General features: G+C 55.3%; 8 protein-coding genes. 3 read left to right on the top strand and 5 right to left on the bottom strand.

The window, feature by feature from the left end; all coding sequences use genetic code 11:
- Positions 1-282: 282 nt before the first annotated feature.
- From PL640_RS24705 to PL640_RS24685, 5 genes are all read right to left on the bottom strand, one after another.
- Positions 283-2,061 (bottom strand): putative bifunctional diguanylate cyclase/phosphodiesterase, encoded by a 1,779-nt coding sequence (locus PL640_RS24705; RefSeq protein ID WP_271363807.1) that lies wholly within the window; start codon positions 2,059-2,061, stop codon positions 283-285.
- 985 nt (positions 2,062-3,046) lie between these two features.
- Positions 3,047-3,277: a BrnA antitoxin family protein gene (locus PL640_RS24700; protein WP_271363806.1), complete on the bottom strand. Its 231-nt coding sequence runs from the start codon at positions 3,275-3,277 to the stop codon at positions 3,047-3,049.
- Positions 3,278-3,551: 274 nt separating this feature from the next.
- Entirely contained in the window at positions 3,552-4,169 is a 618-nt protein-coding gene (locus PL640_RS24695; RefSeq protein ID WP_271363805.1) for a GNAT family N-acetyltransferase, read from the bottom strand.
- On the bottom strand, positions 4,166-5,341 hold the full coding sequence (locus tag PL640_RS24690) for a Gfo/Idh/MocA family protein (protein WP_271363804.1): 1,176 nt from the start codon (positions 5,339-5,341) through the stop codon (positions 4,166-4,168). The genes PL640_RS24695 and PL640_RS24690 overlap by 4 nt, the downstream gene beginning before the upstream one ends.
- A 22-nt stretch (positions 5,342-5,363) precedes the next feature.
- Positions 5,364-6,623 carry an ROK family protein gene (locus PL640_RS24685; RefSeq protein ID WP_271363803.1) on the bottom strand — a complete coding sequence of 420 codons (1,260 nt, stop codon included), beginning with the start codon at positions 6,621-6,623 and terminating at the stop codon, positions 5,364-5,366.
- 210 nt (positions 6,624-6,833) lie between these two features.
- Here PL640_RS24685 and PL640_RS24680 point away from each other — a divergent pair, with 210 nt between their 5' ends.
- The 3 genes from PL640_RS24680 to PL640_RS24670 are packed head-to-tail and all read left to right on the top strand — an operon-like array spanning position 6,834 to position 10,850.
- Complete coding sequence (locus PL640_RS24680; RefSeq protein ID WP_271363802.1) at positions 6,834-7,793, top strand: extracellular solute-binding protein; 960 nt, start codon at positions 6,834-6,836, stop codon at positions 7,791-7,793.
- Positions 7,790-9,796 carry an ABC transporter permease gene (locus PL640_RS24675; protein ID WP_271363801.1) on the top strand — a complete coding sequence of 669 codons (2,007 nt, stop codon included), beginning with the start codon at positions 7,790-7,792 and terminating at the stop codon, positions 9,794-9,796. Before PL640_RS24680 ends, PL640_RS24675 begins: the two co-directional genes overlap by 4 nt.
- Positions 9,789-10,850 carry an ABC transporter ATP-binding protein gene (locus PL640_RS24670; RefSeq protein WP_271363800.1) on the top strand — a complete coding sequence of 354 codons (1,062 nt, stop codon included), beginning with the start codon at positions 9,789-9,791 and terminating at the stop codon, positions 10,848-10,850. The genes PL640_RS24675 and PL640_RS24670 overlap by 8 nt, the downstream gene beginning before the upstream one ends.
- Positions 10,851-10,853 lie beyond the last annotated feature (3 nt).

The raw sequence follows: 10,853 nt of genomic DNA, 5'->3' as shown, positions 1-10,853 counted from the left end.
TGCAACCCCGGCCAGCGCCGGGCAGGCCAAGCGCTGATCGCTTACAGGGGGGTGAATATTGGACGCCGATAAGGGGTCAACATTCCGAGCCGATTGACAAATATCTGAGGTATGTAGCGAAAACCCTGTGTTACGGAGACTATTTGACTGCGATTCGAAGCAGGGCCGTTCATCGGTCCTGTTGAAAAAACCGGCTGATCGCGGAAAGAGCGCTGACGACTTTCAGTGAGCCTGGTCGACAGCCTCGCCATTTCAGTGCGCATGAAAACAAATCTCAGACGTTTATTTATGACCGGGCGATTCAATCAGTGCACCCGCGGCTGTGCGATTGACAGCCTTGGAATAAAGAAATCCTTGGCCAAGTTCACATCCCATTGCAACTAGCTGTTCAGCCTGTGATGAAGTTTCGATGCCCTCAGCAACAACACCGATGCCGAGATTCTTGGCAATTGCCACCAGTCCTTCAATAATGAAAGTAGCCGAATCCCCAGGCACCATGCGATGCACGAATGACTTGTCGATCTTGATAATATCGACGGGAACGGTCAGGAGATGCGTCAAGGACGCGAAGCCCGTACCGAAATCATCGAGAGCGACCCGCATGCCTTTCGTTCTCAGCCCTTTGATTTCTTCCGCGATAGCATAGTCGCGTTGGCTAAGATAAACGGACTCGGTGACTTCCAGAACAATGTGTTTTAGTGGGACGCCAGCATTTGCGAATACTGTACATAATCTTTGCTCCAAATTGCCGTTCTGAAAATCGGCAGCTGACAGATTAATCCCCACGTGTTGAAAAGGCAGGCCTCTGTCGAGCCAATTGCGGACATCTTGTGCAACGCGTAGGAGCATCCTTTCGGTTAGTTCTGCAGCCACGTGCGCATCCTTGGTTGCTTCGTGAAAATTGGCTGCGGCTGTGATTTGACCGGAGGCCGTGGTCATACGGCAAAGCGCTTCGAATCCGACGATCTCACGTGTATCGAGACGAATGATCGGCTGGTAGTGGACGTCAATTCGATCTTCGACAAGAGCAACAGAAACATCTCGGATGTCTCTGGTACGACGAGTGAGCGCAGTCCCGAGATCGGGATGAAATTCAACATATTGTCCGCGGCTGCGCTCCTTTGCGTGATAAAGCGCAATGTCCGCATTTTGACGCAATTGGGAAAGGTCTGATTCATGCTCCCTGTAGGCGCCCCCGAGCGTCACCGCCGGAAAGATGACATGTCCACCGCACTCTGCCGGCGGCTTGATAGCCACGAGAATTTTGTGGGCCTTAGCTGCGAGATCAATAGGGGCTTCACCGGAGATGACGATGGCAAACTCATCTCCGCCCAGTCTGAATGTATTTTCAGCTGTCATGATCGCTGATATCCGACTTCCAACAAGCTGGATAAGGGCATCTCCTGCCGCATGACCGAACGTATCGTTGACCAATTTCAAATTGTCGATATCTGCAAGCAGGATACCGGAAATGCGGTTCTCCTGCATGGATTTCTCTTTTAGAAATTCATTGAACCGTGCGCGATTGGGAAGGCCTGTCAAGGAATCAGTGTATGCCAGTCTCTGGCGTTCCAAAACTCGTTCGTGCCGCTCTATTGCGATCAAGCATAGATGGACACTTGCATTTGCTGCCTCTTGTTCGAGATCGGTTGGATCGCGGTTTTCCCAATGGTAGAATTTGACCATCGCCACGAGACGGTTGCCCGACAGAACGGGCGCCGGCCAACAGGACTTGAAGCCGACGGGAGGAACAAAGTCCATTAAATCGATCCATGCAAGCTCTTGGTTTTCTGCTTTGGTCGAAGCTTCTTGGACAAGGGCCGAAGGTGGGCACGAAACGAGACGCTCCTCTAAATCTCGATCAATAATCGCTGTCAAACCGTTGATGCCCGACAAAGGGCATGTAAGATCGCACGGGGGCCCTCCTTTAACTGTGGTGATGACACACAATATCCCGGGAACTCGGGCCTCCATTTCCAAACAGATGCGCTCAATAGTTGTTTCAAGCGACACACCTCTGGCGATCATTTCAAGAATAATATTCTTAAATTCAAGAAGCATGGCCCGACTTTCATGGCTTTTGTATTGGGGAATTATTGGCAGGGATCTATATTTGCCGCGAGCCTGTCCAGGCATGGCAGTCCTGCTGCTCTGCGAGTGCAAAGTAATTCTAGACGATTTTGAGGATATTTTATTTACATCTTCTGTATCGCTGCATCTTGAGCATAACGATTATGCTGATTAACTGATAGACGATACATATCCGTCGGGCGGAAAGATGCTGTCATATGGTGATGGAAATAAGATTTGATTCAGCGGAAATTTGGATTGATGTAGCCGGAAATAAAAAATCGTGGCGCTCAAGTGCTCGGCGGAGCAGATCGCAGGTAACGCCATTCTCGCTTAGTTTATACCGCTCTGGGCTGCGTTGAACAAAGGGAAGACTAACCTTTGATCGGTAAACGCTACGTTGCCCGTGAGTTCCATAAGTCGTCGGTGGTTAAATCGCTTCACCCCTTTTTGGGGGCGTTCGACCACAACCGACACCAACTTGAGACCGGCGCGACCCCGGCCCGTGCCATATTCATCGACGAGTGAGCTCGCATTCCGGGCGATCGCGCTGAAATGGAATTGGCCCGTTGAGTGGCGTTGGGTGCCAGCGACGCGGTGTCGCCAGTTTCAGACTATCATTTCAGCGCCTTGCTTATCCCACAGGCTGAACGCGTCAACCCGGGTGTGCGGTATGAAATGGCGGTTGGAGTTTAGCGGCGGGGGCGTAAGATCGTGTTGATATGATCGTGGGCCGACAGGAGGCGCTGTGCCTGAAGCGGTGGTAGGCCCAGACCGCATAGGCGACGATCTCACGCGGGAAGCGAAACCTTCAGCCGGAGTAATGAGCCAGGCATCTTCATGCCGGGCCGATAATCCAAATGACCGGCTCAAACAACTTGGCAATGCCGGCTCAGGTCACCATCAGCATCGGTAGAGTTATTTCGTATCAATGGCTTCGCTAAATGGGTCGGTGGTTCGAACCCATTCAAGGAGCTTAATTGGACACATTCATTGCGGCTCGCAAGGTATCGTTTATGCGGTCTTGCCAGCCCGGACCCTCTCCCTGAAAATGCGCAAGGACGTCGCTGTCGATCTTCAATGATACAAGCTCCTTGGTATTAGGAATTGCAGGCCGTTCAACGGCCGGCGCTGCGACCTTTTTTGCCGGTTTGAACAGCGCCTCGGCTGCGTCTTTCGGATTGGATGGTCGCCGGGGTGTTGCCATTGTCATATCCTCTTGTGCCGTGCGCTTGAACAGCGCAACCGGTCAGTTGTTGTTTCCAGGCAGCGGAAGGACCGTAATTGCTGCTGATAAACTGGTTAGCCGCCCCGCTCTTCGGAAGAGATCGCATATCGCGAAATGAAACTCCACTGGCTTCCTGCAACTGCCGAACTGGTTGCAGGAAGCCTCCGCCGATAATAGCCTTCGATCTCCGCTAGAAGTTTAGTTGTTCTGAAAGCCCGCCGCGCCTGCGACCGCAACGCAGACTATTTTTTCATCACACTATCCGTTTTGCCATCAGGATCGACGGTCTCCTGTCGAGTTCCACGAACCCGAATTTAGCGTAAAAGGCGACGACCTCCTCATTTTTCTGGTTCACACCCAGATGGACTCCCGTCACTCCTGCTCTCTCCAGAGCGTCCAGTTGATGGCGCAGCAGCACCGATCCATGTCCACCATTCTGAATCTCCGGCAGGAGGTTGATATGCAGATGAGCGGGAAAGAGGCCTGTCACCTGAGGAGGTGTTCGTGGCGCGCCTTCAATGTAGGACAGAATGTCCTCATCTTCTGCTGTTTCTGCACAGAAATCGCGAAGCTCGCTCTTCAGGTACGGCCACCATTCGGCCTTCAGCCATTCTTCGTAAGCGATTGTATTGGGTGCCGCGACACAGTAACCCAAGACGGCTGCATCTTTCGTCAGCACAAAGGCATGGACTGCGCAGAAACGGACGTAAGGTAACGCCCAGAGCAGACCAGGAAGCCTTGGATCGGTGTAGAGATGTGAGCCATCCTGCCCGCCGTCTGAGGTGCGCAGGCAAATATCGAGAATTGCCGCCTCATCTGATGGTTGGGCGTTGCGGATGATGACGGATGATGAAAGGTCTGGCATCGTCATCCTCGCTGCCCCAACGCAGCAGTATGCTTGGTGAGAAGCGCGTCGTCGAAGCGCTGCCAGGTTTCGACCAGTTCAATGGTCCGGCGTGCACGGCGTGCCTCATCGATCTTGATTGCCACGAGCCCAGCCTCCAAAGCCGCGACGATACCGACGGATAGCGGTGCGCCCTTTGTCAGATGCAGGTAGATATCCGAGGCCATTTGGTCATCGGCACCATAGTGGTCGCTTTCATGCCCTTCGTAACGTCGCTCGATAAGCTTTTCACCCGTTACGGCGGAATGAACCTCGAAGCGATTGCGGATGAAATCACCCTCGGCCATTCCCTTGCTGCCGATAACGCAGAAGCGGCGAAACTGATCGGGAACGTTGAGGTTGGTATGAAATGACATCGTCGCCCCGCCCTGATATTCGATGATCGCGGTCTGATAATCGATAATATCACCGTCGCTCTCGAACACGGTATCGCCCTGCAGCCAACCGCTCGGTTTCTTATAGAATTCCTGCTTCTGAAATTCGGAAAGGCGATCCGGCCTGTTTTCCGCAACAAACGACTTTCGTCCTCCAAAGCTAGCGACGGCCATCGCCCGCTGCCCAACGACACTGCCATAGAGATCGATATCGTGACAGCATTTTTCCAGGATGAAAGGGCCTGCGTAGCGCGTATGCCGCCGCCAGTCGCGCATGAAGAAGGCGCCGTGGTAGGGTGCGATATGCTCGGACGCCTCGATCGAGGTGATCGCGCCGATGTGGCCCTCAGCCTGTGCTGCATGCAGATCTCGGTAGAGGTCAGAGTAACGCAGCACGAGGCCCACCATAACGCTATCACTGCCATATTCTGCGAGCAGCCGTGCCATCCTCATCGTCTGGTCTTCATCGATCACCACTGGCTTTTCTGTGAAGACCCGGACGCCCGCGCGCAATCCGGCAGTGATATGATCCAAGTGGAGAAAATTGGGCGAGCCGACCATGAGAAGATCCGGCCGCGTCTGCGTCAGCATCGTCTCCACCGTCTCGAAGCGGCGCGGTTCCGGCAGACCGGAAGATAGAATCTCCGGCAGTCCCGCAGGCCGGGGATCCATCAGCCCAACGATTTCCAGTTCGGGGCAGGCCTTGCGGAACGAGGCAATAACATTGGCAAGCCGAAACCCAAGCCCGGCAACTGCGATTTTCATGTTTTAGTCCTGTCTGCGAGAGTTAAATAAATCGGGACGAAGTGTCATCATCCGTTGGTGCTCCGGCGACTCGATCGAAACGTCTTTCGAAATCGATAGCCTGGCTGCGTCCGCGCATGGATGAGAGGCGCCTGAAGTCCGGGCTGCCATGGGCAATCACGGGCAGCATGGCCGCGCCGATGGCGGCGGCCTCCGGTCCCAGGGCACCGGCACACAGCCGGGGAATTTCCCGGTGGCTTCGGGCGCTGACGGAAGGCAAAAGGGGGTACGCCCGGTCGATCAGGGAATTGGTGAGGATTGCAGGAAAATGCCCTCCGACCACGATGGTCTGCGGGTCCATGATGTTTTCAAGCAGCGACACCAGCAACCGCAAACGCCTTGAATTGAGATCTAGCCACCGCATGAGAATACTGTCGCGTTGAGCGTAAAGTTTCTCTAACACGCCAGGCCGCGCAATCTCCCTGCTTTCGCAAGACAGCATCGCTGCGAGCTCGTCGATGGAAAACGGGGTCTGCCCGACCGCATCCGGATTGGCGAGCTCCGCCGGCCATGTAAGCAGACCGATTTCTCCCGCATTGTTCCAAAATCCCTGAAGCGGCATGCTGTCATTGATGATGCCGGCACCAAGTCCGTAACCGACGAAAATATGAACGTAATGCGTCAATCCTGTCGCACTGCCAGCCCTCAGTTCGGCAACTGCTGCGGCTGTCGCGTCATTCTCGATGATGGTGGGGAGGCCACATACATCTTCGATGGCTTCCGCCACCGGTATGCGGTTCCACGCATCCCAACTTGGTGGACCGACGGGATGTTCAAACTCCGCCTCCTGCAGTGTCGGCATGGCAATGCCGATGCCCCAGGCAGGACGGTCCACCGAGACCGAGCGCAGATGCTGCGTCAAGTCAGCGATGGCGCGGATTGTATCAGATGGATCCTCAAGCGATGCCGATGCGGTTTCGCGTCCCAGCTCCCGCCCCGCCAGATCGCAAACGATACCCACAAGTCCATCGCGATCCACATGAATGCCCAGGCAACAACCTGCTTCGGCGCGAATCCGTAACTTTTTTTGCGGCGCGCCGCGCGCACCCTCCTGTTGGATTGTTTCCACCACCAGCGAGCGATCGATCAGGTCCTTGCAGATATTGGACATAGTTTGCGGCTTCAAACCCGTCACATCAACAAGGTCCCGCCGGCTGATGCCATCGCCGGACCGGATAAGATCGAAAACGAGGCGACGATTATAACGGCCCGAATATGTGTGGTTGCTTCCCATCAGGCTCATGGATGCCGATTCCTATTTAATCAATTAAATGGAATTTATCAGGGCGCGCCAAACACGTCAAGCAGACAGAAACAGCTGAAAACAACGTTTATATCAAAATACCACATCTCAATATGCGTTTTCGACGAAAGGGTGGCTTGATTTTTAATCCGGTTAATGGAATTAATTGGCTACCTTCTTCTCAGTGACTAAAAAAAGGGGAACATAGTCATGGTGAAATGGACCTTACGGCGGATTATGGTTGGCGCTTTTGCGTCGGCATCAATCTTCAGTGTCGCAAATGCCGGAGAGCTGGTCGTCTACACCGCTCATGGGGAGGCAACATCAGCGCCCATCCTCGATGCTTTCGCCAAGGCAAATCCGGATATCAAGGTGACCGTCGTGCGCGGCGGGACAGGCGAGCTCATCGAGCGCCTTCGCGCTGAAGGTGGCAACTCCTCAGCGGACGTAATGTGGGGCGGACCGACCCAGACTTTCGAAGAAAATGCCACGCTTTTCCAGGAGTACGAGAGCAAGTCGGACGCCAACATGATGACGACCGATCCCAATCACATCTGGCATCCGTTCACGGTGCTGCTGCAGCCGTTGATCGTCAGCACCAAGCGCGTCGAGGCGAAATCGATACCCAAGACGCAGAAGGATCTCGTCTCGCATGACTTCGCGAAGGACGGTGGCCTGATTATTCCAGACCCTGGGAAATCCGGTACGGGCTATGTCATCCTGTCGGCTCTTGCAGGCAATTTCGGCTGGGATTTCGTCGGCCAGATGGCCAAGGGCGCGCGCATTGCCCCGGGATCCGATGACGCATTCAACGCAGTGCGGGATGGAGAAGCGGCAATTGGCTGGATCAACGAGGATCTCGGCGCCAAGTGGAAGGCCCAGGGCCTGCCGATAGATATCGTCTATCCGTCGGATGCCGTTACCGGGCAGATCGATGCTCAGGCCATTGTCAAAGGTGCCGAACACATCGACGACGCCAAGAGCTTCATCGATTTTCTCGGAAGCAAGGCTGCGCATGAAATCGTCCGCGATGCCACCGTTCGCCGTTCTGCCCGCAAGGATGTAACGCCGCCGGCCGCTCTGCCCGACATGTCCTCTCTCACGATCGTTTCCGCGGTCGATCCGCGGCCCGTAGTCGTTGCCCGGTTCCAGGAGCTTCGCGGGAAATGAAGGCGCTGCGCGACAACTGGCTTATCTTTTCCATCGTCGCGCTCGTGCTTTGCGGCCTGACGATCATCGTCCCGCAAATTCGCGTCATTGCTGCCTCCCTTCTGGAAGAGGGCGGTCGTTTCACCCTGCTGCACAATAGGGATGGACTGCAATCTGTCCCGGAAATGACCAGCCGCTACGACGTGGCGAAACTCCCTGACGGCCTCGTCATATCGTTGAATACGACGGACGGCCTGACTGTCGATGTCGAGGACGACCGAACGCTTCGCCTCTCGTCGCAACAGCCGATTTTGGTTGGCAAGGACGAAGGCGGGCTGCTTGAACTCGATCTTGGCTCCGCTCGGTTTACCCTGTCGCAACAGGCGCCGCGCGGGCTTTTCGCCACAACGGCTCCAGCGCCCTTGGATATCAAGGCGCAATCGTCCAACGCCGTTTTGCTGTCCCATGCGGTAAACGCTTACATCACCTTTGAAAACAAGGCGTTGTCGCTCTCTCCCGTTCATTACATAGATTTCTTCACGCGCTCGGAGACCCTTTCGGCGACGATAAACAGTCTGCTGATTGCACTAACGTCTACCGGTTTGGCCGCCTTAATCGGCGTGTCTCTCGCTTATCTTGTCGCGCGTTATCGGGTTGCGGGGAGCACGGCTATCGTTTTCCTCGTCACCATGGCCTCTGTGTCGCCGCCATTTCTGGGCGCGTATGCCTGGCGGCTGCTTCTCGGGCGCAACGGCGTTCTGACAAACTACTTCGGCCTCGATGTCTCCATTGTCGGCTTGCATGGCGTCATCTGGGTCATCACCTGGCTGGTCTTTCCAATCATCTTTCTGCTCAGCCACAGCTCGTTCCAAAGTCTCGATGCTGGCCATATCGAGGCGGCAGAAAGCCTTGGCGCCAAGCCCCCACGCGTTCGCATGTCGGTGGAAATACCGCTGGCACTTCCCGGCATCATCACGGGTCTTTATCTCGCAACGATGGCGGCTCTGTCAGATTTCGGAACGCCGCGCATCATCGGCCTCGATGTCAACGCGCTGCCGGTTCTGATCTACACGTCCTTCCTCAGCGAGGCGGGACGCAATCCGGCGCTTGCGGCCACGGGATCGATGGTGCTCATCACCATCTCCAGCTTGTTTCTCATGGCACAGCAAATCTATCTGGCGCGGCGCGGTTTTGCCGTGGTCTCTTCGCGCGCATTGGAGCGCAAACCACTCTCGCCTCTTGGCCAGGCATTGGTGCTTGGATCAGTCATCCTTGCACTCCTGATGGCATTTACCCCTCATTTAACGGTACTGATCTCCAGCTTCATGGAATGGCGTGTGGGCTTGCCCAGAGCAAACTTTACGCTGGCAAACTACACGACCATGCTGCGCACCGGCATGGGGCCGGCATGGGTGACCTTGTCGCTCGGCATTGCCGGGACGCTGGCTGCAAGCGTAATCGGCCTGGGGATCGCCTATGTCATTATCCGTAAGCGCTATCGAGTCTTGGCACCCGTTCTCAGCCTTACCGTCATGATGCCTTATGTTATTCCTGGCACGGTGCTCGGTATCGGCCTGATCATGATGTTCAACAAGGCGCCGCTGCAACTGACCGGCACCTGGTTTATCCTCGTCCTTGCCTATCTCATCCGCAACCTGCCCTTCACGGTAAAAGCATCAGAGGCTGCCCTGCGTCGGGTTCACCCTGCACTGGAAGAGGCAGCGATCAGTCTTGGAGCGCGGCCACTCAGGGTGTTCCTCACGATCACTGCACCTCTGGTACTTGCGGGCGCGGTCACCGGGGCAACACTTACCTTCCTTCACATCGTCACTGAGCTGTCTTCCACCATCGTTCTCTATCGCCCGCCGTGGAAGCCTATGACGGCGGTGATCTTCGAAAACACGCTTGTGGACGCCGATTTCGGTGTCTCGGCAGCGCAAACAATCCTCCTGATGCTGATCATTTATATCCCGCTCTATTTCATTGTCCGCTATGGCCAAATTCGAGGAAAATCCGGTGGTTGAAACCTCATCTTCCAAAACTCCCACCCAAGGCTGCGAGGTCGTCATTGATGCCGTCTCCAAGACCTTTGGCAATCACGCAGTCTTGAAAGACATCAGCTTCACGATCAGGCCTGGCGAATTCTTCACGCTGCTTGGGCCATCCGGATGCGGCAAGACCACGCTTTTGCGCGCCCTTGCAGGCTTTCACCCGATTGATGGCGGGAAGATCCTGTTTAACGGCCAAAACGTGACCACTCTTCCCGCCTGGGACAGGAATATCGGTTTCGTGTTCCAGAACTACGCGCTCTGGCCGAACCAGACTGTGTTCGACAATGTTGCTTACGGGTTGAAGCTAAGAAAAATTCCTAAAGGCAAAATCGCCGAAAGAGTTCACTCCGCATTGGCACAAGTCGAGCTTCATGGTGTTGACAAGCGCTTTCCTGCAGAAATGAGCGGCGGCATGCAGCAGCGCATCGCGCTGGCGCGCGCACTCGTCATCAACCCGCCGCTGCTTCTCATGGATGAGCCGATGTCCAACCTCGATGCGCGCCTTCGCGTGGCTCTTCGCCACGAATTACGCAGCCTGCAGAAGACACTCGGCCTGACAGCAATCTACGTTACGCATGATCAGGAAGAAGCCCTGGAGATGTCAGACCGGATTGCCGTCATGCAAAATGGTGTCGTGCAGCAGCTTGCAGACCCTCAAACCATCTATTCGGGACCGGCGAACCGTTTCGTTGCCGAGTTCGTCGGCAGTGCGAACTTTCTGGAGGGCAGTTTTGACGAGACAGGCTTCCTGATGGCAGACGGATCAAGGCTCCCTATCACCGGAAAGAGCCACCACGGTAAAGGCACGCTTGTGGTGCGTCCTGAACAGGTGATGATCCGCGAATGCGGTAGCGCTCTTGTAGACGCCATAGTGGAGGATAAGCGCTTCATGGGCAAAGCCTGGACGCAAAGCCTTCGGATTGACAGCGGGCCAATCTTATCGGTGGAAACACGCAGAGCGCTCGATCTCGGTTCGCGCGTCGGTGTCGATTTCGAGACCTTTACCTTTCTACCTTCGGGAGCATGAACA

This window comes from Agrobacterium sp. ST15.16.024, from assembly GCF_027956545.1.
GTDB lineage: Bacteria > Pseudomonadota > Alphaproteobacteria > Rhizobiales > Rhizobiaceae > Agrobacterium > Agrobacterium cucumeris.
This window is presented reverse-complemented; position numbering and strand designations above follow the sequence as displayed.